General features: G+C 66.2%; 4 protein-coding genes. 2 read left to right on the top strand and 2 right to left on the bottom strand.

What is annotated here, in order from left to right; translation table 11 throughout:
- Nucleotides 1-48 precede the first annotated feature (48 nt).
- Together ACNQP3_RS04355 and hmpA are read right to left on the bottom strand one after the other, a co-directional pair.
- On the bottom strand, nucleotides 49-555 hold the full coding sequence (locus ACNQP3_RS04355; protein ID WP_012270557.1) for a disulfide bond formation protein B: 507 nt from the start codon (nucleotides 553-555) through the stop codon (nucleotides 49-51).
- 388 nt (nucleotides 556-943) lie between these two features.
- The gene (gene hmpA / locus ACNQP3_RS04350) at nucleotides 944-2,122 is read right to left on the bottom strand and encodes an NO-inducible flavohemoprotein (RefSeq protein WP_060515055.1); all 1,179 of its coding nucleotides are present in this window, start codon (nucleotides 2,120-2,122) and stop codon (nucleotides 944-946) included.
- A gap of 154 nt (nucleotides 2,123-2,276) precedes the next feature.
- Here hmpA and norR point away from each other — a divergent pair, with 154 nt between their 5' ends.
- Both norR and ACNQP3_RS04340 read left to right on the top strand, forming a co-directional pair.
- Nucleotides 2,277-3,833: a nitric oxide reductase transcriptional regulator NorR gene (norR, locus tag ACNQP3_RS04345; protein WP_060494574.1), complete on the top strand. Its 1,557-nt coding sequence runs from the start codon at nucleotides 2,277-2,279 to the stop codon at nucleotides 3,831-3,833.
- Between the two features lie 191 nt (nucleotides 3,834-4,024).
- Entirely contained in the window at nucleotides 4,025-25,528 is a 21,504-nt protein-coding gene (locus ACNQP3_RS04340; protein WP_264316837.1) for a BapA/Bap/LapF family large adhesin, read from the top strand.
- Nucleotides 25,529-25,575: the final 47 nt, after the last annotated feature.

Here is a 25,575-nt window from a genome sequence, read left to right as displayed (position 1 = left end):
GCTCTTCTCATGCGGTGTAAAAGACCCCATGCAATTCGGGACTTTTGTCTAAGCCTGGCGTCGGTTGCGGTAGATCCCGAGCGGAACCAGCACAGCAGTCAGCACGAACGCCACAAGTGCCCATTGCGCCAGCGACAGGCCGAGGATCGGCGGGTACGGCGTGCTGCAGAAGCCATCGACCTGGAACGCCAGCGGCCACAGCTTGGCCAGTGGCAGGTCATCCACGATCGGCTGCAGGGTATCGATGCCGCAACTGACCATGGGGTTGGCGAGTATATACACATGGTTGCCGGCCGCAACGACTCCGCCAATGGCACTGAGCACCACCAGCGCTTCGAAGAAGCTCAAGCTGCGGCGCCCAGGCATCGCTGCGGCGATGAAGGCAAACACGGCAATGAACAGCAGCGCATAACGCTGCAGGATGCACAATGGGCAAGGTGCCTCGCCCAGCACCACTTGCATATAGAGAGCGCCGCCGATCAGCGAGAGGCAGATCAGGCCCAGCAGCACCAGAAAGCGCCGTTCCCGATTCAGGCGCGATGTTTGTTCGTTCATTACCGGTTCCTTCGATGGATAGTGGCAGCGTGGTCCGCCTGCCTGAGCGCAAGTCTACACGCTGGGCAAGGCCTGTGAGCGTGCCGAGGAAGCGGCGTGATAGCGCTGCGCAGGGCTATCCGGTGTGGCTGAGACCGGCCGCAACGACGTCGGTTCAACGCCGAGCGGCAAAAAAACGGCTGCCCGAGTGCCGCGCAGGGGCAAGCCCCTCGACACCCGGGAGTGAAGGATACCGTGATTAAAGGAGGATTAAAGATGAAAGCGCTGTGCCCGGTTTCATCTTTCCTTATATATAGGCAGGAAGGTGTAGTGCCGCAGGGATAACGATATTTGCCTGTACCGGCCTTTTCACGGGCTTGCCCGCGAAAGGGCCGGTACAGGTTTCACATCACTCCAAGGCAGCCGCCGGCCCGAAGAACTCATAACGGCTCTGCTGCTCCGGCACACCCAGGCCCTTCAGCTGGCGCTTGACCGCGGCCATGAAAGCCTTGGGCCCCAGGAAGTAGGCATCCACATCACGCTCCTGCGGCAGCCATTCGGCCAGCAGGTCTTCGCTCAGCAAGCCCACGGCATCGGCTGCAGCGCCACCTTCTGGCTCGGCATAGCAGTAGAAGCGCTTGAGTTGCGGATGACGCGCTGCCAGCCCATCGATCCAGTCACGGAAGGCATGCACCGCGCCGTTACGCGCACAGTGAATGAAATGCACCTCACGGCGGGTTTGCAACGCTGCCTGCAGCATCGCCAAGGTCGGAGTAATGCCTACGCCACCGCTGATCAGCACCAGCGGCTTGTCGCTGGCGGCCAGGGTAAAGTCACCCGCCGGCGGGAACAGCTGCAGGGTATCGCCCACCACCAGCTCATCGTGCAGGTAATTGGAGACCTTGCCACCCGCCTCGCGCTTGACGCTGATCCGGTACTCCTTGCCATCGCACAGCGCCGACAGGGAGTAGTTACGGCGCTGCTCGGCGCCGTCGATGTCCAGCTTCACGCCGATGTACTGGCCAGGCTCGGCCTTGAGTACCGGTTTGCCGTCCACCGGGGCAAAGTAGAACGAGACGATCTCGCTGCTTTCCTGCTCGCGGCGCACCAGGCGGAATTCGCGAGTACCGCGCCAGCCGCCTTCGGCCTCTTCCTTCTCTTTATAGAGGTTCTCTTCAGCACCAATCAGGATGTCGGCCAACTGGCCATAGGCCGCACCCCAGGCATCGATCACGGCAGGGGTGGCGATGTCCTTGCCAAGCACCTCCTCGATGGCGCGCAGCAGGCAGCTGCCGACGATCGGGTAGTGCTCCGGCAGAATCTGCAGGGCAACATGCTTGTTGATGATCTGCCCGACCAGGCCACCCAGTTGTTCCAACTGGTCGATATGGCGGGCATACATCAGCACGCCGTTGGCCAGCGCACGCGGCTGGTCACCGCTGGCCTGGTGGGCCTGGTTGAACAGCGGCCGTACCTCCGGGTACTCACTAAGCATCATCTTGTAAAAGTGAGTGGTCAGTGCTTCGCCGCCGCTTTCCAGCAGGGGTACAGTGGCTTTGATGATTGCACGTTGTTCGGCATTGAGCATTGCAACAACTCCTGAGCCTGTGGCTTCAAATGACTGTTCCTGCTACTACAGCAATCGTGCCAACTTTTATCGCCCGCAAAATCAGGGGTTTGACGCAGGTCATGTCAAAACGACCCACCCCAGCGTATAGTCATATCGACCTACAGGAGTCCATATGACCACAAAGCCGCTGCTGACCGCCCTGCTGCCTCTGGTAAGCGACCTGTCCCGTGATTTGCCCGACCAGGAACGCTACCGCCGCCTGCTGCAGGCCATGCGCAGCCTGCTACCGTGCGATGCTGCCGCACTGCTGCGCCTGGATGGTGAATGGCTGGTGCCGCTGGCAGTGGATGGGCTGAGCCCGGACACCTTGGGCCGGCGCTTCCGGGTCAGCGAGCACCCACGGTTCCAGATACTGCTCAGCCGCCCGGAACCCACCCGCTTTGCCAGCGACTCCGAACTGCCCGACCCTTACGACGGCCTGGTCAACGCCACCGATGCCGACCTTGAAGTGCACGACTGCATGGGCTGCCCGTTGATGGTCGATGAGCGCCCCTGGGGCCTGGTCACCCTTGACGCCCTCACCCCCGGGCAGTTCCAGAGCCTGGAGCTGGACGCCCTGCAGGCCTTCGCCAGCCTGGCTGCCGCCACCGTTACCGTGGCCGAGCGCATCGAGCACCTGGCCCTGCGCGCCGAAGACGAACACCACCGCGCCGAGATCTACCGCCAGGCCAGCGGCCAGGATAAAGAGCTGATTGGCCAAAGCCCCGCGCACAAACGCCTGGTAGAGGAAATTCGCCTGGTCGGTGGCAGTGACCTGACCGTGCTGATTACCGGCGAAACCGGCGTCGGCAAGGAGCTGGTGGCCCAGGCCCTGCACCAGGCCAGCAGCCGCGCCGACAAGCCGTTGATCAGCCTCAACTGCGCTGCCCTGCCCGACACCCTGGTGGAAAGCGAACTGTTCGGCCATGTGCGCGGTGCCTTCACCGGCGCGCATGGCGAGCGCCGTGGCAAGTTCGAACTGGCCAACGGCGGCACGCTGTTCCTCGATGAAGTGGGCGAACTGCCCCTGACGGTGCAGGCCAAGCTGTTGCGCGTGCTGCAAAGTGGCCAGTTGCAGCGCCTGGGCTCGGATCGCGAGCACCGGGTGGACGTGCGCCTGATCGCCGCTACCAACCGCGACCTGGCTGCCGAAGTGCGTAACGGCAACTTCCGCGCCGACTTCTATCACCGCCTCAGCGTGTACCCGTTGCACGTGCCGCCGTTGCGCGAACGTGGACGGGACGTGCTGCTATTGGCTGGCTATTTCCTCGAACAGAACCGTTCACGGTTGGGTCTGAACAGCCTGCGCCTGAGCAATGAGGCCCAGGCCGCACTCATCGCCTACGACTGGCCGGGCAATGTGCGCGAGCTGGAGCACCTGATCGGCCGCTCGGCACTCAAGGCGCTGGGCCAGCACCCCGACCGGCCACGCATCCTCACCCTCGAAGCCATCGATCTGGACCTGCGCGTATCGCCGGCAATGCCAGGTTCGCCGCCCTCCCCCGCGGCCCCGTCGCCAGCGGCCACCCTGCCTGAAGGCGGCCTGCGCGAAGCGGTCGATATCTACCAGCGCCAAGTGATCGAGGCCTGCTTGCAAAAGCATCAGGACAACTGGGCAGCAGCGGCGCGTGAGCTTGGCCTGGACCGCGCCAATTTAAGCCGATTGGCCCGCCGGTTGGGGCTTCGCTGAGACCTACTCACAAAAGGATTAACCCAGAAAGCCATCTGGTTGCTTCCACCCTGGCTGCTATATCTCCCTAACCACCCCATTCTCGACTGCCTGGTCGAGGCTGTGCGTAAAAAGCCCGGAAATGGCTCTGCTACGCAGGTTGTGGCCCGAACAGTCGGGCCGGGGGATCCGGATACCAGCAGGGAGCATCCATGGACAACATCGTCGTCGCCGATAAGCAATCCGAAGTCGCCACTCAGAGCGCCTGGGGCAACATCAATCTCAAAGGGCCAGGCGTCGTGCAGATGCCGGTATCGCCCGACAAGGTGGCCACCGTTACCCAGCGCGGGCAAGACTTGATCGTGACCCTGAAATCCGGTGAAAAGGTCACCATCGGCAACTTCTTCGCCGTGGACCAGGCCGGGGTTGGCAGCGACATCGTCTTCGTCGGCGAAGACGGCACCCTGTGGCACGCCCAGTATGACGCGGCAGCGTTCACCGGTTTCACCTTCGAGGACGTGGCTTCGCTGGACGAACTGGTTGCAGGGATCGGCACCGCCGGTAGCGCCATGTCGACCTTCGCGATTGCCGGGCTCAGCCTGCTCGGTGTCGGGGGTGTGGCGGCTGCGGCCAATCACAGCGGTGGCGGCAGCAGCGGTGGCTCGGACCCTGACACCACAGCACCGGCCACGCCCATCGACCTGCTGGTTTCGCCGGATGGCCTGCGCCTGACCGGCCGCGGCGAAGCGGGCACCACGGTGAACATCCGTGACGCCGCCGGCAACCTGATTGGCAGCGGCACCGTGGCAGCCGACGGCAGTTTCAATGTGGCGTTGAACCCGCCACAGATCAACAACGAAAACCTTGAAGTCACCCTGACCGATGGCGCGGGCAATGTCTCGGCGCCCGGCACTGTCACCGCCCCGGATGTGACGGCGCCGCTGGCACCGACCGACCTGGTCATCGACGCACAGGGCACCACCCTTACCGGGCGTGCCGAACCGAGCTCGACGGTTTCGGTACGGGGCACTGGCGGCGTGCTGCTGGGCACTGGGGTGGCCGGTGCGGACGGCCAGTTCAGCATAACCCTGCAACCGCCACAAACCGACGGCCAGGCCCTTGAAGTCAGCGCGGCAGACGCGGCCGGCAATACGTCGCCTGTGGCCAGCGTCACCGCACCCGACGTCGACAACCCTGACACCACCGCCCCCGACCAGCCGACCGATCTGGCCTTGGCCAATGGTGTAACCCTCACTGGACGTGGCGAGCCCGGCGCCACCGTGCAGGTGCGTGATGCGGCCGGCAACCTCATCGGCAGCGGCCTGGTGAATGCCGACGGTAGCTTCAGCCTTACGCTTTCGCCTGCCCAGGCCAACGGTGAAGCCTTGGATATCCGCCAGGTCGACGCCGTCGGCAACAGCTCGATACCGCTGGAATTCACCGCCCCCGACATCACCCCGCCCGATGCTGTCAGCAATATTTTGGTTGGCCCGGGTGGCGCGGCGCTCAGTGGGCGTGGCGAACCGGGTGCCACCGTCGAAGTGCGCGATGCCAACGGCACCGTGATCGGCACGGGCGTGGTCGGTGCCAACGGCACTTTCCTGATCGACCTGAATCCCGCCGCGCAGCCGGGTGAACACCTGAGCCTGGTGCAGACCGACCCAAGCGGCAACGAATCCGTGGCCCTGGAGTACGACGTTCCGCTGACCACCGCCCCTGATAGCCCGAGCAATCTGGCCATCGATGCCGACGGCACAACGCTCACCGGTACTGCGCCGGCTGGCAGCCGCGTGGAAGTGCATGATGCCAACGGCACCCTGATCGGCAGCGCCATCGCCAATGCCGATGGCAGTTTCAGCATCGAACTGAATCCGGCCCAAGCCAATGGCGAACTGCTGGACGTGGTCGCCATCGATGGCAGCGGCCTTTCGTCGCTGCCAGCGCAGGTCACCGCACCGGACATCACTGCGCCAGCTGCACCAACCGAACTGACAGTCAATGCCAACGGTACTGTGGTTACCGGCCGCGCCGAACCGGGCAGCACCGTGCGCATCCTCGCACCAGACGGAAGCGAGCTGGGCAGCGCCGTGGTCGGCCCGACTGGCGTGTTCAGCATCAACCTGACTCCGCCACAAGTAGACGGCGAAGTGCTGCAAGCGACCGCCACCGATGCCGCTGGTAACACCTCTGTGGCCAGTTCGGTCACCGCGCCGGACATCGATGGGGTCGATACCACGCCACCAGATGCCCCAACCAACCTGGTCATCGGCCTGGCCGGCAGCCAACTCAGTGGTCGCGGCGAAGCCGGGACCACCGTCCAGGTGCGAGACGCCGCAGGCAACATCATCGCGAACGGCACCGTCGGCCCGGATGGCACCTTTACCGTCACCCTGGACCCTGCCGTCATTGACGGCAGTAGCTTGCAGGTGACCCTCACCGATGCTGCTGGCAACGTGTCGCAGCCAGGCTCGGTCACCTCGGCCGACCTGCTGCCGCCCGCACAACCGACAGACCTGGCCCTGGCCGACGGCGTGACCTTCACCGGGCGCGGTGAGCCCGGCGCCACTGTGCAAGTGCGCGACGCTGCAGGTACGGTCATCGGCACAGGTATCGTCGGTGCCGACGGCCTGTTCAGCCTCACCCTGTCGCCTGCCCAAGCCAACGGCGAAGCGCTCGACGTGCGCCTGGTGGATGCTGCCGGCAACACCTCGGCCCCGCTGCAGTTCGATGCGCCGGACATCACCCCGCCCGAGGCCGTCAGCAACATTACTGTCGGTGCCAGCGGCCTGGCCCTGAGCGGCCGTGGCGAGCCGGGTGCCACCGTCGAAGTGCGCGATGCCAACGGCAACGTGATCGGCACGGGTGTGGTCGGTGCCAACGGCACCTTCCTGATCGACCTGAATCCCGCCGCGCAGCCGGGTGAACACCTGAGCCTGGTGCAGACCGACCCAAGCGGCAACGAATCCGTGGCCCTGGAGTACGACGTTCCGCTGACCACCGCCCCTGATAGCCCGAGCAACCTGGCCATCGATGCCGACGGCACAACGCTCACCGGTACCGCGCCGGCTGGCAGCCGCGTGGAAGTGCATGATGCCAACGGCACGCTGATCGGCAGCGCCATCGCCAATGCCGATGGCAGTTTCAGCATCGAACTGAATCCGGCCCAAGCTAATGGCGAACTGCTGGACGTGGTCGCTATCGATGACAGCGGGGTGTCCTCGCTGCCAACACAAGTCACTGCACCCGATATCACTGCGCCTGCGGCCCCGACCGAACTGGCCGTCAGTGCTGACGGTACGGTGCTCACCGGCCGTGCCGAACCCGGTAGCACGGTACGTATCTTGGCAGCCGATGGCACTGAACTAGGCACTGCCGTGGTCGGCCCGACCGGCGTGTTCAGCATCAACCTGACTCCGCCACAAGTAGACGGCGAAGTGCTGCAAGCGACCGCCACCGATGCCGCTGGTAACACCTCTGTGGCCAGTTCGGTCACCGCGCCGGACATCGACGGCGGTGATACCACGCCACCAGATGCCCCAACCAACCTGGTGATCGGCCTGGCCGGCAGTCAACTCAGTGGTCGCGGCGAAGCCGGGACCACCGTGCAGGTCCGCGATGCGGCAGGTAATCTACTGGCCACCGGCACTGTCGGCCCGGATGGCACGTTCGTGGTAGCCCTGAGCCCCGTGGTGAACGACGGCAGTACCCTGCAAGTCACCTTGACCGATGCTGCTGGTAACGTTTCCCAACCGGGCTCGGTCACCTCAGCCGACCTGCTGCCGCCCGCACAACCGACAGACTTGGCCCTGGCCGACGGCGTGACCTTCACCGGGCGCGGTGAGCCCGGCGCCACTGTGCAAGTGCGCGACGCTGCAGGTACGGTCATCGGCACAGGTATCGTCGGTGCCGACGGTCTGTTCAGCATTTCCCTGTCGCCTGCCCAAGCCAACGGCGAAGCGCTTGACGTGCGCCTGGTGGATGCTGCCGGCAACACCTCGGCCCCGCTGCAGTTCGATGCGCCGGACATCACCCCGCCTGCTGCGGTGAGCAACATTACCGTCGGTGCAGATGGCCTGGCACTGAGCGGCCGTGGCGAGCCAGGTGCCACTGTCGAAGTACGCGATGCCAACGGCACTCTGATCGGCACGGGTGTGGTCGGTGCCAACGGCACCTTCCTGATCGACCTCAACCCAGCCGCGCAGCCGGGTGAACACCTGAGCCTGGTGCAGACCGACCCGAGCGGCAACGCCTCCGTGGCGTTGGAGTACGACGTACCGCTGACCACCGCCCCCGATAGCCCGAGCAACCTGGCCATCGATGCCGACGGCACAACGCTCACCGGTACCGCGCCGGCTGGCAGCCGCGTCGAAGTGCACGATGCCAACGGCACGCTGATCGGCAGCGCCATCGCCAATGCCGATGGCAGTTTCAGCATCGAACTGAACCCGGCTCAAGCTAATGGCGAACTGCTGGACGTAGTCGCTATCGATGACAGCGGGGTGTCCTCGCTGCCAGCACAAGTCACTGCACCCGATATCACTGCACCTGCGGCCCCGACCGAACTGGCCGTCAGCGCTGACGGTACGGTGCTCACCGGCCGTGCCGAACCCGGTAGCACCGTACGTATCTTGGCAGCCGATGGCACTGAACTGGGCACCGCCGTGGTCGGCCCGACCGGCGCGTTCAGCATCAACCTGACCCCGCCACAAGTAGACGGCGAAGTGCTGCAAGCGACCGCCACCGATGCCGCTGGTAACACCTCTGTGGCCAGTTCGGTCACCGCGCCGGACATCGATGGGGTCGATACCACGCCACCAGATGCCCCAACCAACCTGGTCATCGGCCTGGCCGGCAGTCAACTCAGTGGTCGCGGCGAAGCCGGGACCACCGTGCAGGTCCGCGATGCGGCAGGTAATCTACTGGCCACCGGCACTGTCGGCCCGGATGGCACGTTCGTGGTAGCCCTGAGCCCCGTGGTGAACGACGGCAGTACCCTGCAAGTCACCTTGACCGATGCTGCTGGTAACGTTTCCCAACCGGGCTCGGTCACCTCAGCCGACCTGCTGCCGCCCGCACAACCGACAGACTTGGCCCTGGCCGACGGCGTGACCTTCACCGGGCGCGGTGAGCCCGGCGCCACTGTGCAAGTGCGCGACGCTGCAGGTACGGTCATCGGCACAGGTATCGTCGGTGCCGACGGTCTGTTCAGCATTTCCCTGTCGCCTGCCCAAGCCAACGGCGAAGCGCTCGACGTGCGCCTGGTGGATGCTGCCGGCAACACCTCGGCCCCGCTGCAGTTCGATGCCCCCGACATCACCCCGCCCGATGCTGTCAGCAATATTCTGGTTGGCCCGGGTGGCGCGGCGCTCAGTGGGCGTGGCGAACCGGGTGCCACCGTCGAAGTGCGCGATGCCAACGGCACCGTGATCGGCACGGGTGTGGTCGGTGCCAACGGCACCTTCCTGATCGACCTGAATCCCGCCGCGCAGCCGGGTGAACACCTGAGCCTGGTGCAGACCGACCCGAGCGGCAACGAATCCGTGGCCCTGGAGTACGACGTTCCGCTGACCACCGCCCCTGATAGCCCGAGCAATCTGGCCATCGATGCCGACGGCACAACGCTCACCGGTACCGCGCCGGCTGGCAGCCGTGTCGAAGTGCACGATGCCAACGGCACGCTGATCGGCAGCGCCATCGCCAATGCCGATGGCAGTTTCAGCATCGAACTGAATCCGGCCCAAGCCAATGGCGAACTGCTGGACGTGGTCGCTATCGATGACAGCGGGGTGTCCTCGCTGCCAGCACAAGTCACTGCACCCGATATCACTGCACCTGCGGCCCCGACCGAACTGGCCGTCAGCGCTGACGGTACGGTGCTCACCGGCCGTGCCGAACCCGGTAGCACCGTACGTATCTTGGCAGCCGATGGCACTGAACTGGGCACCGCCGTGGTCGGCCCGACCGGCGCGTTCAGCATCAACCTGACCCCGCCACAAGTAGACGGCGAAGTGCTGCAAGCCACGGCGACCGACGCGGCCGGCAATACATCGCCAACCAGCGTAGTCACAGCACCGGACATCGATGGGGTCGATACCACGCCACCAGCAGCCCCGACCGACCTGGTCATCGGCCTGGCCGGTAGCCGGCTGAACGGGCGCGGCGAGCCAGGCACCACCGTCGAGGTACGCGATGCCGCAGGTACTGTGCTGGCCACTGGCACCGTCGGCGCCGATGGCAGCTTCGTAATTACCCTGGCCCCTGCCGTAAATGACGGCAGCACCCTGCAAGTGACCCTGACCGATGCCGCCGGGAATGTTTCGCAACCGGGCTCGGTCACCTCGGCCGACCTGCTGCCGCCCGCACAACCGACAGACCTGGCCCTGGCCGACGGCGTGACCTTCACCGGTCGCGGTGAGCCGGGCGCCACTGTGCAAGTGCGCGACGCTGCAGGTACGGTCATCGGTACGGGTATCGTCGGTGCTGACGGCCTGTTCAGCCTCACCCTGTCGCCTGCTCAAGCCAACGGCGAAGCGCTCGACGTACGCCTGGTGGATGCCGCCGGCAACACCTCGGCCCCGCTGCAGTTCGATGCGCCGGACATCACCCCGCCCGATGCTGTCAGCAATATTCTGGTTGGCCCGGGTGGCGCGGCGCTCAGTGGGCGTGGCGAACCGGGTGCCACCGTCGAAGTACGCGATGCCAACGGCACCGTGATCGGCACGGGCGTGGTCGGTGCCAACGGCACTTTCCTGATCGACCTGAATCCTGCCGCGCAGCCGGGTGAACACCTGAGCCTGGTGCAGACCGACCCGAGCGGCAACGCCTCCGTGGCGTTGGAGTACGACGTACCGCTGACCACAGCCCCTGATAGCCCGAGCAACCTGGTCATCGATGCCGACGGCACAACGCTCACCGGTACTGCGCCGGCTGGCAGCCGCGTGGAAGTGCATGATGCCAACGGCACCCTGATCGGCAGCGCCATCGCCAATGCCGATGGCAGTTTCAGCATCGAACTGAATCCGGCCCAAGCCAATGGCGAACTGCTGGACGTGGTCGCCATCGATGGCAGCGGCCTTTCGTCGCTGCCAGCGCAGGTCACCGCACCGGACATCACTGCGCCAGCTGCACCAACCGAACTGACAGTCAATGCCAACGGTACTGTGGTTACCGGCCGCGCCGAACCGGGCAGCACCGTGCGCATCCTCGCACCAGACGGAAGCGAGCTGGGCAGCGCCGTGGTCGGCCCGACTGGCGTGTTCAGCATCAACCTGACCCCGCCACAAGTAGACGGCGAAGTGCTGCAAGCGACCGCCACCGATGCCGCTGGTAACACCTCTGTGGCCAGTTCGGTCACCGCGCCGGACATCGATGGGGTCGATACCACGCCACCAGATGCCCCAACCAACCTGGTCATCGGCCTGGCCGGCAGCCAACTCAGTGGTCGCGGCGAAGCCGGCACCACCGTGCAGGTCCGCGATGCCGCAGGTACTGTGCTGGCCACTGGCACCGTCGGCGCCGATGGCAGCTTCGTAATTACCCTGGCCCCTGCCGTAAATGACGGCAGCACCCTGCAAGTGACCCTGACCGATGCCGCCGGGAATGTTTCGCAACCGGGCTCGGTCACCTCGGCCGACCTGCTGCCGCCCGCACAACCGACAGACCTGGCCCTGGCCGACGGCGTGACCTTCACCGGTCGCGGTGAGCCCGGCGCCACTGTGCAAGTGCGCGATGCTGCAGGTACGGTCATCGGCACGGGTATCGTCGGTGCTGACGGCCTGTTCAGCCTCACCCTGTCGCCTGCTCAAGCCAACGGCGAAGCGCTCGACGTACGCCTGGTGGATGCCGCCGGCAACACCTCGGCCCCGCTGCAATTCGATGCGCCGGACATCACCCCGCCAGCGATCGTCAGCAATATCGTGGTCGGCGGTGACGGCCTGGCCCTGAGTGGTCGCGGCGAAGCCGGCGCCACCGTGGAGGTGCGCGATGCCAATGGCACCTTGCTCGGCAGCGGCGTGGTCACGGCCAATGGCACCTTCCTCGTCGACCTTTCACCCGCCGTGCAGCCAGGCGAGCAACTGAGCCTGGTACAGACCGACCCAAGCGGCAATGCCTCTGCGCCACTGCAGTTCGAAGTGCCGGTCACCACTGCACCTGCCAGCCCCACCGACCTGGTGTTCGCCGAGGACGGCAGCAGTATCAGCGGTACGGCACCTGCCGGCAGCCGTGTGGAAGTGCATGATGCCAACGGCACGCTGATTGGCAGTGTGATAGCGGGCCCCGATGGCAGCTTCACCGTCACCCTCGCCCCAGCCCAGGCCAATGGCGAACTGCTGGATGTGCTGGCCATCGATGGCAACGGCGCTGCGTCGCTGCCGGTGCAAGTCACCGCGCCAGACATCACCCCACCGGTTACCCCGAGCGAACTGGTGATCAATGCCGACGGCAGCGTGGTCACTGGCCGCGCCGAGCCGGGCAGCACCGTACGCGTGCTGGCCGCCGACGGCACCACCGTGCTGGGTAGCGTGGTCGTTGGCGCTACCGGCAGCTTCAGCATCACCCTCGACCCGCCACAGGTAAACGGCGAGGTGCTGCAAGTCACTGCTACCGATGCGGCGGGCAATGCTTCCACCGCTGGCAGCCTTACCGCGCCAGATATCGACGGCGGCGACACCACCCCACCGGATGCCCCGACCAACCTGGTGATCAACGCTGCCGGCAACCAGCTGAGCGGTCGTGGCGAAGCCGGTGCCAGCGTTCAGGTGCGCGATGGCGCTGGCACCGTAGTGGCCACGGGCACGGTCAACCCGGATGGCACTTTCGCCATCACGTTGAGCCCAGCCATCACCGACGGCAGTACCCTGCAAGTCACCCTGACCGACGCTGCCGGTAACGTCTCGCAACCCGGCGCTGTCGCCGCGCCAGACCTGCAGGCCCCGGCGCAGCCAACCGAGTTGGCCCTGGCCGATGGTGTCACCTTCACCGGCCGTGGCGAGCCCGGCGCCACCGTGCAGGTGCGCAATGCCGCCGGCAGCCTGATCGGCACTGGCCTGGTCAACGAGGACGGCACTTTCACCGTCACCTTGTTCCCGGCCCAGGCCAATGGTGAAGCACTGGACATTCGCGTGGTGGACGCCGCTGGCAACAGCTCGACGCCGCTGGCGTTCACCGCACCGGACATTACCCCGCCAGCCGCCGTCAGCAATATCGTGGTCGGCGCCGATGGCCTGGTGCTCAGTGGCCGTGGCGAGGCCGGTGCCACCGTACAAGTACGTGACGCCAACGGCACTGTCATCGGTACCGCCACCGTTGGTGCCAACGGCACCTTCCTGATCGACCTCGACCCCGCCGCGCAGCCGGGCGCTCAATTGAGCCTGGTGCAGACCGATGCCAGCGGCAACGCCTCCGTGGCCCTGCAATATGAAGTGCCGGTAACCACCGCGCCAGCCAGCCCAGGCGACCTGGTTGTGGCTGCGAACGGCAGCAGCATCACCGGTACAGCGCCGGTGGGCAGCCGGGTGGAAGTACACGATGCCAACGGCACGCTGGTCGGCAGTGTGGTGGTGGGTGCTGGTGGCACCTTCACCGTCATCCTCAACCCGGCACAGGCCAACGGCGAGCTGCTGGATGTGGTGGCCATCGACGGCAGCGGCGCTTCGTCGCTGCCTGTGCAAGTCACCGCGCCAGACATCACCCCACCGGTTACCCCGAGCGAACTGGTGATCAGTGCCAACGGCAGCATGGTCACCGGCCGCGCCGAAGTGGGCAGCACCGTGCGCGTGCTGGCCGCCGATGGCACCACTGTGCTGGGTAGCGTGGTGGTGGGCGTCACCGGCAGTTTCAGTATCACCCTCGACCCACCACAGGTGAATGGTGAAGAGCTGCAAGTCACCGCCACCGACGCAGCCGGCAATGCCTCCACCGCCGGCAACATCACCGCGCCGGACATCGACGGTGGCGATACCACGCCACCAGATGCCGCCACCAACCTGGTAGTCGGGCTGGCCGGCGCCCAGCTCAATGGCCGTGGCGAGGCCGGTGCCAGCGTGCAAGTGCGCGATGCCCAGGGCACTGTACTGGCCAGCGGCACGGTTAACCCCGACGGCACCTTCCAGATCACCCTCAACCCACCGGTGAAGGATGGCAGCACCCTGCAAGTGGTGCTGACCGACGCCGCTGGCAATGCCTCCACACCGGCTACGGTGGTTACCCCAGACCTGCAGGCCCCGGCCCAGCCGACCGGCCTGGCCTTGGCCGACGGTGTGACCCTGAGCGGCAGCGGCGAGCCAGGCGCGACCGTGCAGGTACGCGATGCCTCGGGCAACCTGCTCGGTACCGGCCTGGTCAACGAGAATGGCAGCTTCAGCGTCACCCTGTCGCCGGCCCAAGCCAATGGCGAAGTGCTCGACGTCCGCCTGGTCGATGCCGCTGGCAACGTTTCTTCCCCACTGCAGTTCGACGCCCCGGACATCACCGCGCCCGCCGTGGTCAGCAACATCGTGGTCGGTGCCGACGGCCTGACCCTGAGTGGTCGCGGCGAAGCCGGTGCCAGCGTGGAGATACGCGATGCCAATGGCACGCTGATCGGTAGCGGCACCGTGACTGCGAACGGCACCTTCCTGATTGGCCTCGACCCGGCAGCGCTGCCGGGTGAACGCCTGAGCCTGGTGCAGACCGACCCGAGCGGCAACGCTTCCCAGGCCCTGACCTACGACGTGCCACTGGTGGTCACGCCGACCAGCCCAAGTGAACTGGTGGTGGCCGCTGACGGCGGCAGCATCAGCGGCGCTGCCCCGGCTGGCAGCCGCGTGGAAGTGCACGACGCCAACGGCACGCTGGTTGGCAGCATCGTGGTCGGTGCCGAGGGCACCTTCACCGTGGTGCTCACGCCGGCCCAGGCCAATGGCGAGTTGCTGGACGTCGTGGCCATCGACAACAACGGCACCTCGTCGCTGCCGGTGCAGGTCACCGCACCCGACATCACGCCACCTGTAGCGCCGAGCGACCTGGCAATCAATGGCGACGGTACCGTCGTCAGCGGCCGCGCAGAAGCCGGCAGCACCGTGCGTGTGTTGGCCGCCGATGGCACTACTGTGCTGGGCAGCGTCGTGGTGGGGGCCAGTGGCGCCTTCAACATCGGCCTCACACCGCCACAAGTGGCGGGCGAACAATTGCAAGTGACCGCCACCGACACCGCAGGCAATGCCTCCACGGCCGGCACAGTCACCGCACCGATCGTGGACAATGGCGGCGACACCACGCCACCGGCGCCGGCCACCGACTTGGCCATCAGCAACGATGGCCGCACGGTCTCCGGCCGTGGCGAAGTGGGTGCCACTGTAGAAGTGCGCAACGATCAGGGCCAAGTGCTGGCAAGCGGCACCGTTCAGCCCGATGGCAGCTTCAACGTGCAACTGCCAAGCCCGGTGGTGGATGGCTCGGCCCTGCAGGTGACCCTGACCGATGCCGCCGGCAACGTCTCCACGCCCAGCCCGCTGACAGCGCCAGACCAGGTGGCACCACTGCAACCGACCGGCCTGGTGCTGACCAATGGCGACAGCCTCGCCGGCATTGCCGAAGGGGGCGCAAGGGTGGAGGTGAAAGATGCCTCGGGCAACCTGATCGGCAGCGTCATCGTCGCACCGGATGGCAGTTTCAGCCTGACCCTCGACCCGCCACAGGCCAATGGCGAAACCCTGTCCATCACCGTGACCGACGCAGCAGGCAACACCTCGGTGCCGCTGAGCTACGTGGCCCCGGACATTACCGCACCGACGATCGTCACCGAGGTGGTGGCAGGTGATGGCAGCCTAACCGTGTCTGGCCGTGGCGAACCCGGTGCCACGGTGGAGGTACGGGATACGCAGGGCGCCGCCCTTGGTAGCGGGATTGTCGGGCCAAACGGTACCTTCGTGGTCGATCTGGATGTACCACTGACCGCAGGCCAAACCATCGTCCTGGTGCAAACCGATGCCGCCGGCAATATCTCGGTGGGTGTCAGTGTGATCGTTACCGATACACCGCGGCCCGAAAGCCCGAGCGACGTGGTGGTGGCCGCTGATGGCTCCAGCGTTTCCGGTACCGCACCGGCAGGTACGCAGGTGCAGGTGCGTGACGCGCAGGGCAATGTGCTGGGCAGCGTCCAGGCCGGCCCGGATGGCAGTTTCACCATCGGCCTGACCCCAGCCCAGGCCAACGGCGAGGCTCTTGCTGTCGTGGCGGTCGATGGCGCTGGCAACAGCTCGCTGCCTACCCCGATCACCGCCCCCGACATCACCCCGCCCAATGAGGCCAGCGAACTGCAACTGAGCGCCGATGGCGGCCTGCTCACCGGCCGTGGCGAACCGGGCACCACCGTGCAGGTCATCAGCGCCGACGGTACCGTGCTGGGCAACGCCCAGGTCGGTGCCGATGGCGTGATCAGCGTGGTCCTGACCCCGCCGCAGACCGACGGCCAGGAGCTGGACGTGGTACTGCGCGACGCTGCCGGCAACAGCTCGACCGCCACCATCGTCGCGCCCGACACCGATGGCCCGCTGCAACCCTCGGGGCTGGCCATCGATACCGCTGGCCTTCACCTCACCGGCCAAGGTCAAAGCGGTTCCATCGTCACCGTGCGCGACGCCAACGGCAACGTGCTCGGCACCGCCACCGTGGGCGGCGACGGCCGCTTCGACGTCACCCTCAATGCAGCACAGCGCAATGGCGAAAGCCTGACCGTCGAAGCCACCGACACCCAGGGCAATAGCGCCGGGCCGGTGAACTTCACCGCACCGGACTCAACCCCACCGCAAGTAGTCACCAGCCCTGCCATCGACGGCACCGGCACCACGGTCACCGGCAACGGCGAACCGGGCGCCACCGTTACCGTGCGCGGGCCAGATGGCAGCGTACTGGGCAGCACGCTGGTCGGCGCTGGCGGCGCGTTCGAAATCACCCTCGACACGCCGCAGACCAACGGCCAGGCACTGACCGTGGAGCAACGCGACGCCGCTGGCAACCTTTCGGCGGCAGTCGACTTGGCGGCACCGGATACCCAGGCACCCGATATACCTACCGGCCTGATCCTGGCTAGCGACGGCAGCAGCCTGAGCGGCAGCGGCGAGCCAGGTGCGCAGGTGACCGTAACCGGCACTGGCGGCGCAGTACTGGGCACCGCAACGGTCCAGCCCGATGGCACCTTCCAGGTCACAATCGACCCGCCTCAGCTCAACGGCCAGACGCTGTCTGTCACCCAAGCGGACAATACGGGCAACGGCTCACTCGCGGGCACCGTGACCGCGCCTGACCTCGAGGCGCCACTGCCGGCGCAAGGCCTGGGCCTTGACCCTACCGGCACGCAGCTCAGCGGCCAAGGCGAGGCTGGCAGCACCGTAGAGGTACGCAACGCTGCAGGCGATTTGCTGGGTACCATCCAGGTGGGTGCAGGCGGCACATTCGAAGTGCCGCTTAGTCCCGCCCAGACCAACGGCGAAGTATTGTCCGTGGTGCTGATCGATGGCGGCGGCAATGCCTCGCCCTCGGCCAGTTTCACCGCTGACGACAGCACGGCGCCAAACGCGCCGGCCGGGCTCACCATCACCCCAGGCGGCAGTGCCATCCAGGGTACCGGTGAAGCAGGCGCCACGGTTGAAGTGCGGCTTACCGATGGCACGCTGGTAGGCACCATCGTGGTACCCGTAGGCGGAAGCTTCACAGTGCCACTGTCGCCCGCCCAGCTGGACGGCCAGGCCCTCAACGTGACCCTGACCGATGTGGCTGGCAATGTATCGCAGCCCGGCCAGATCAATGCACCGGACATCACGCCACCGGCACTGCCCACCGACGTGGCCGTCAGCGGCGATGGCACGGCTGTCACTGGCAACGCACCTGGCGCCACCTCGGTGACCGTGAACGATGGGGCCGGCAATGTGGTCACCGTCGCGGTCAACCCGGACGGCAGTTTCAGCGTGCCGCTGAATACCCCGCAAAACAATGGCCAGACCGTGACCGTGGTGGTGACCGACGCAGCCGGTAACAGCTCGGCGCCGGTCCCTGTCACCGCCCCTGACACAACCAACCCGGAACCTGCGACCGGCCTCACCGTGAGCCCGGACGGCAGCACGGTCGGCGGCACCGCCGAGCCTGGCAGCACAGTGGAAATCCGCAACCCGGATGACACCGTGCGCGGTACGGCAACCGTGGGGCCGGACGGCACCTTCGTGGTAGAGGTCGACCCACCGCTGACGACAGGCGAAACGGTCGATGTGGTCGTGATCGACCCTACCGGCAACCAATCGCCCGAAGTATCGCTGGCTGGCCCGGCCGGTACCGAAGCGGCCACGCCGTCGGCCCTCTCCATCAGCGCCGACGGCTTCCTGCTGACCGGCCAGGGCACGGTCGGCTCGCTGATAACCGTGACCTCCGGGGGCGTCACCCTGGGCACCGCCACGGTCGGCAGCGACGGCACCTTCCGAGTGTTCTTCCAGAATGCCCAGCTCAATGCCCAGACCTTGCAAGTCAGTGCCAAGGTTACCGTCGATGGCCTGCCTTCGGTGCCAGCCATCATCGTGGCCAATGACACCACGGCACCGAACGCACCGACCCAGGTAAACCTCAACGCCACCGGCAGCACGCTGACCGGTCAGGGCGAAGTGGGCGCAACCGTGCGCGTGACAGACGCGCAAGGCACTTTGCTGGGGACTACCACCGTCGGCAGCAACGGCCTGTTCAGCATCAGTTTCTCGCCAGCTGTGGCCAATGGACAGAACCTGATCGTCACCCAGGCCGACGCCGCCGGCAACGTTTCGCTTGCAGCCACCCTGCAGGCACCCGACCTGCAGGCACCGCTTGCAGCCAGCAACCTGAGCCTCAACAGTGCGGCCACCGTGCTCAGCGGGCAGGGCGAAGCCGGTGCCAGCGTTACCGTACGCGATGCCAGTGGCGCGATCCTGGCCACCGGCACGGTCAACCAGAGCGGCCAGTTCCAGGTCACCCTGCCCAGCGCGCAGGTCACCGGCAGCCCGCTGCAAGTCACCCTCAGCGATGCTGCGGGCAACGTGTCCGGCCCGGCCAGCCTGGCCACGCCAGACCGCACGCCACCCACGGCCATCAGTAACCCGCTGTTGAGCCAGGACGGCCGGCAGCTGTCCGGCAGCGGTGAAGTGGGCGCTACCGTGCAGGTACGCAACGCCGCCGGCACCGTGCTCGGAACCGCCACGGTGGGCGCCGACGGTCGCTTCACGGTGACCTTCGACACCCCGCAAACCAGCGGCCAGCCCATCGGCGTTACGCAAGTGGATGCCGCCGGCAACACTTCGCCAGCGATCAACGTGCCAACCCCGGACCTCACCCCGCCAGCGCCGCTGACCAACGTGGCGCTGAACAACAACGGCCTGACCCTGACTGGCCTGGGCGAAGCCGGCGCCACGGTCACCGTTCGCGGCCCGGACGGCACCATCATCGGCACCGGCCTGGTGGCAGCCAATGGCAGCTTTACCCTTACCCTCAACAGCGCCCAGCTCAACGCCCAGCACCTGAGCGTCACCCAGACCGACGCGGGCAACAACACCTCCACCCCCGTGGCCGTCACCGCGCCGGACTTCACCCCACCTGCGGCGCCGACAGCCCTGGCCCTGTCCGGTACCGGGCTGCAACTGACCGGTAACGCCGAGGCCGGCAGCACCGTGACCGTGCGCGATGCCAGCGGCAATGTGCTGGGCACTGCGTTAGCCAGCAGCAACGGCACTTTCCAGGTCACCCTGAACAGCGCCCAGACCAATGGCCAGACCCTGCAAGTGACCGCCACTGACGCCGCCGGCAACGTGTCGACGGCCGCGCCTTACACCGCCGCCGATACCACGCCACCAGCAGCCGTGACCAACCTGGCGGTCTCCGCCAATGGCGTCACCCTGACAGGCAACGGCGAGGCAGGCGCAACGGTTACCGTACGGGCACCGGACGGTACCGTGCTGGGCAACGCCACGGTCGCGGCGGACGGTCACTTCAGCGTGACCTTGTCGCCGGCCGCGATCACGGGTGAAAGCCTCAGCGTGGTTCAAACCGATGCTGCACAGAACGTTTCCCCTGCGCAAAGCGTCACCGCGCCGGGCGTGCTGGCACCGGCCACACCGGACAACCTGGTACTGGCGGCCGACGGCCTGTCGGTGACCGGCACCGCCGCAGCGGGTAGCACGGTCAAGGTGTATGGCCCCAATGGCGTACTGCTGGGCAGCAGCCCGGTCGCCAACGACGGCACCTTCACTGTCAACCTGGGCAGTGCCCAGGCCAATGGCGAAGTGTTGCAAGTGAACGCCACCGGCAGTGACGGCGCAGTTTCGCTGCCGGCTACCTTGCAGGCGCCGGACACCACGGCGCCGCAACCACTGACCAACCTGGTGCTGTCCAACGACGGCCTGGTGCTCAGTGGCCACGGTGAGGCAGGCGCGACCGTTACCGTGATTGGCGAAGGCGGTATCGACCTGGGTACCGCCCTGGTCGACGCCAACGGCAACTTCAGCGTCAACCTGAGTGCTGCGCAGATCAACGGCGAACAGCTCAGCGCCAGCCAAGCCGATGTGGCCGGCAACGAGTCCAATAGCGTCAGCCTGACAGCCCCTGACCGCGTCGCGCCGGATGCTGCTGGCAACCTGGCTTTTGCCGGGGGTGGCAGCCTGCTCAATGGCACCGGCGAAGCGGGTGCGGCTGTGCGTGTTATCGCCGCCGATGGCACGGTGCTGGGCAATGCCACGGTGCGACCCGATGGTACCTTCCAGGTCAACTTCACCTCGCCTCAAGCCAACGGCCAACAGGTGCAAGTGGTGCTGACGGACGCCGCTGGCAACCAGTCTGCCGCCAGCGCCATTACCGCCCCCGATACCACACCACCAACAGCACCCAGCGAACTGGCCGTTTCCGGTGATGGCGTCACCCTCACCGGGCGCGGCGAAGCTGGCGCGCTGGTAACCGTGACCAACCCGGCAGGCGAGGCCATTGGCAGTGCCACCGTCGATGCCAGCGGCCACTTCACCATCACGCTGAACCCTGCGCTGGGCAACGCCGAGCTGCTCAGCTTCACCCAGGCCGATGCGGCCGGCAACGTGTCGCCAGTGGCCACCCTGCAGACCCCGGACTTCACCCCACCGGCGCCGCTCACCCAAGTGGTGATCAATGCCGACGGCAGCGTGGTCAGCGGCCTGGGCGAAGCCGGTGCGACGGTGATCGTCAGCAACGCCGCGGGGGTCGTACTGGGCACGGGCACCGTGCTTGCCGACGGCAGCTTCCACGTCGAACTGTCTCCTGCACAAATCAACAATCAGACACTGTCGGTGCTGCAGGCCGACCCACCTGGCAACGTCAGCCTGCCGGTCAATGTGCAGGCGCCGGACCTTACGCCGCCTACCGCGGCAACCGAGCTGCGGCTCAATGCAGCGGGCGATGAACTGGTTGGTGTCGGCGAAGTGGGCGCCACGGTGCGCGTGTACGTCGGCACTACGCAGATCGGTACCGCCGTGGTGGCAGCCAATGGCACCTTCGTGGTCGAGCTGACGACAGCGCAGCTCAATGGCCAGGTTCTGCAAGTGACCCTGACCGATGCCGCCGGCAACGTCTCGCCAATCAGTTCGGTCACGGCGGTTGACACCACGCCACCGGCCACCGTGATTGCGTCCATCAACGACGGCGGCACACAAGTGGTGGGTACCGCTGAAGCCGGCACCCGCGTCACCGTGATCAACAACAATGGCGACCTGCTCGGCCAGGTGACGGTCGACCCGGACGGCACCTTCGTCCTTGACCTGAACCGCCCGCAAATCAACGGCGAGACACTGACCATCATCGCCCAGGACGCCACCGGCAACCCGTCGGCGCCACTGACAGTGACTGCGCCAGACCTGACGCCACCCGTGCAGCCGACCAACCTGCTGCTCAACCCTGCAGGTACGTCGATGACGGGTACGGCCGAAGCCGGCACCACCATCACGGTACGTGGCCCGAACAACAACATCGTAGGCACGGTGGAAGTCGGTGAAAACGGCCAGTTCACGGTGCCGATCAGCCCGGCGCAGAACAACGGCCAGCTGCTGACGGTGGTATCCACGGACGATGCCGGCAATGCTTCGGTGGCTGTCCCCTACCAGACCAATGACACCTCGCCACCCGACGTGGTAACCAACCTGGCGATCAACAACGCCTATAACGTGCTGACTGGCAAGGGCGAAGCCAATGCCACAGTTACCGTCAGTTTCGGCGGCGTCGTGATTGGGACGGGAGTGGTGGATGCCGCTGGCAACTTCCAAGTAGCGCTTTCGCCAACACCGGGCTCAGCCGCAACCCTGACAGTGACACAGTCCGACGGTATCAACACGTCTGCGGTCGCATCGTATGTCACCCCGCTGATCCCGCCACCGGAGCCACCTACCAACGTGATACTGGGCGGCAACGGCCTGACCTTGACGGGCAGTGCAACTACCGGCGCAAGCATTCGCGTCTACGATGCCGCAGGCAACCTGATCGGCTCAGGCGTGGCTAACCTCGGCGGCACCTTCACCTTGACGCTGAATGCGGCACAGCTCAATGGCCAACACATCTCGGTGACGGCAGTATCGCTGCTGGGCGGCGAATCGCAGCCGGTCTTCCTGCAAGCGACTGACATTACACCACCGGCCAATCCGCTGGTGACCGGCTTGTCCATCAATGGCCTGGTGCTGACCGGCACGGGTGAAGCCGGTGCCACGGTGACAGTGCGCGACGCCAGCAACAACGTGCTCGGCACCGCGCTGGTGAATGGCGGAGGCGTGTTCACCGTCAACCTGAACGCCGCGCAACTCAACGGCCAGGTACTGGGCGTGAGCCAGGCTGACGCCGCGGGCAATGTGTCCGGCAGTACCAGCTACACCGCCGCCGACCTGCAGCCACCTGCCGCGCCGAACAACGTCACCATCAACGGCGCGGGTACCGTACTCACCGGTAACGGCGAAGCAGGCGCGATCGTCACGGTCCAAGGCCCGAGCGGTCAGGTCGGTACTGGCGTGGTCCTCGCCAATGGCACCTTCAGCATTACGCTGACGTCGCCACAGAACGACGGGCAATTGCTGGTAGTGCGCCAGTCGGACGCTGCGGGCAATTTGTCGGCCAGCACCAGCTTGACCGCACCGGACACCACCCCGCCCGCCGCCCCGCTGGCCACCATCAACGCCAACGGCACCGCGGTCAGTGGTTCTGGCCAGATCGGCAGCACGGTCACCGTGCGCAACAGCGCCGGCACCGTGCTGGGAACCGCGACGGTGGGCAGCAACGGCCTGTTCGTGGTCAGCCTGACGGCGGCGCAGATCGACAACCAGGCGCTGAGCGTCACCCTCACCGACAGCGCCGGCAACGTGTCCACCAGCACGGGGCTGACCGCACCGGACCTGACCCCGCCTGCGGCTGCCGGCAACCTGCTGTTCAGTGCCGACGGCAGTACCCTCACCGGTACTGGCGAAGTGGGTGCCACCGTGACCGTACGCAGCGCCAGCGGTACCGTGCTGCAAACCGCAACGGTGCAGGCCAACGGTACCTTCAGCGTGACCCTGAGCCCGCCTCAGGACAACGGCCAGGTCGTCTCGGTGACCCTCAGCGACCCGCGCGGCAACGTGTCGGGCAACGTCAACGTCACCGCGCCGGATGTGGATGCCAACGCGCCGGTCATCGCCAGCGACAACCTGGCCACGGCCACGGTCAACCTGGCACCGGTCACCGCCACCAAGACCTACACCGACAGCTTCACCACGCTGCTGTCTGGCTTCACCAAGACCTACACCTGGACGGTGGCGGCCGGTACCACGGCCGACCCGACCCTGACACTGACCACCAACAGCGTGCTGGCCCTGCTCAACAACTCCAGCTTCACCCTGCAGGTGAAAGACGCCAGCGGCGCCTGGGTGACCATCGCCACCGGCAACACCCAGGGGTTGCTCGACCTGATCGTGCTGCCGCTTGGCCTGCAGGTGGATATCGGCGTGCTGCAAGCCGGTGACTACCGCCTGACAGTCGGCAGTGGCGGCATTGGCCTGGTCACCAACGTCACCACCTCGCTGGACATCACCTCCACTAGCCTGACCCAGTTCACCGGCACCGGCACTGCCACCTCGGGCAACGTCATCACCGATGTGGGCACCGACGGCGCCGTGGACGCCCGTGGCCCGGACAGCGCCGCCGTGCTGCAAGTGTTGAAAAACGGCAGCTACGTCTCGGCCGGTACGTCCACCACGGTGCAGGGCCTGTATGGCACCCTGGTGATCAGTGCCGACGGCAGCTACACCTACACGCCGAACGGCAGCCCGAACAGCGTCGGCAAGGTAGACGTGTTCAGCTACCAACTGGTGCACCCGAACGGCCTGTCCGATACCGCCAACCTGTACGTGCGTATCGACAGCCCGCAGGCCAACGAGGTGTGGAGCAACATCAACTACGCAGCGCCCGCCACGGTGGTCGACGCGGTCAACGATGTCGGCTTCAGCCACCTCACCCTGGCCAACCGGGTGGACACCAGCAGCAGTACGCTGGGTTCGCTGAGCCTGCCCTTGGTTGGTTCGCGCCAGGCGACCTACACCACCACGGTGGCCGCCGATACCACCGCAAACCTACAGGTGGTGGTCAACTCCACCAACCTGTTGAGCTTGCTCAACGGCACCACCATCGAACTGCTCAAGCTCAACCCGGCCACCGGTCAGTACGTGCTGGTGCAGTCGGTGCCGGGTGGTTCGCTGATCAGCCTGCTGGGTGGCGGCGCCGGCTATACCTTCCAGAACCAGGGGGCCGGCACCTACCACGTACGTGTCACCGCCGGCGGCATCGGCCTGCTCAGCTCCATCACCACCAGCCTGAACGCCACCACCACGCACCTGACCGAGTTCGTGGTCAGTGGTGCAACGGCAGCTACCGGTAACCTGCTGACTGACGACAACGTAGGTTCGGCACTGACCGTGCTGAGCGTGCTGACAGCGGCCAACACCTACACCATCCCGGGCTACAACGGGGTGAGCGTTGCCGGCACCTATGGCACCTTGCTGGTGCATGCCGACGGCAGTTACACCTACACCCTCAACGCGGGGCTCACCTCGGCGGCGGTCGGCCAGCATGACACCTTCACCTACGAGCTGACCCACCCCAACGGCACCACCGACACCGCAACGCTGACCATCAACCTGGACAATGCCGCCGGCCTGGTCACGACTACATCGCTGCTGGCCGACAGCGGTGACGAAGCCGTGGCGCTGGCCAGCCTGGCAGCCGCCACCGATGTGATCGCCGGCACCGACGGCAACGACCACCTCGATGGCAGCCAGGGTGGCCACATCACCCTGCAGGGTGGTGCGGGTGACGACACGCTGGTGGTGGTCGACCAGAACTTCGCCAGCGTTGACGGCGGCACGGGGACCGACACCCTCCTGTGGGGCGGCGGTGATGCCAGCATCGACCTGGGCAATCTGGCCGGGCGGGTGCACGACATCGAAATCATCGACCTCAACGACACCAGCTCGGTGGCGCTGACCCTCAACCTGGCGGACGTGGTGGCAATCACCGAAACCGGCACCGACACCCTGGTCATCAAGGGGGACGACAAAGACTCGGTTCACATGACGGACAACTGGACGCTGGTCGGGAACCAAACCGTCGACGGCATCGACTATAACCAATACACGGCTCAGGAGGATCCAAGCCATCACCTGTGGGTACAGAACGGTATCCATGTGGTCTGAAGCCGCTGCAAACCCGCCGAGCCTATGCCCGGCGGCATGGACGACCA

The sequence above is a fragment of the Pseudomonas sp. LFS074 genome (genome assembly GCF_047978165.1).
Taxonomy (GTDB): domain Bacteria; phylum Pseudomonadota; class Gammaproteobacteria; order Pseudomonadales; family Pseudomonadaceae; genus Aquipseudomonas; species Aquipseudomonas putida_P.
Note: the sequence above shows the minus strand (reverse complement) of the source record. Positions and strands in the feature narration are given on the sequence as shown.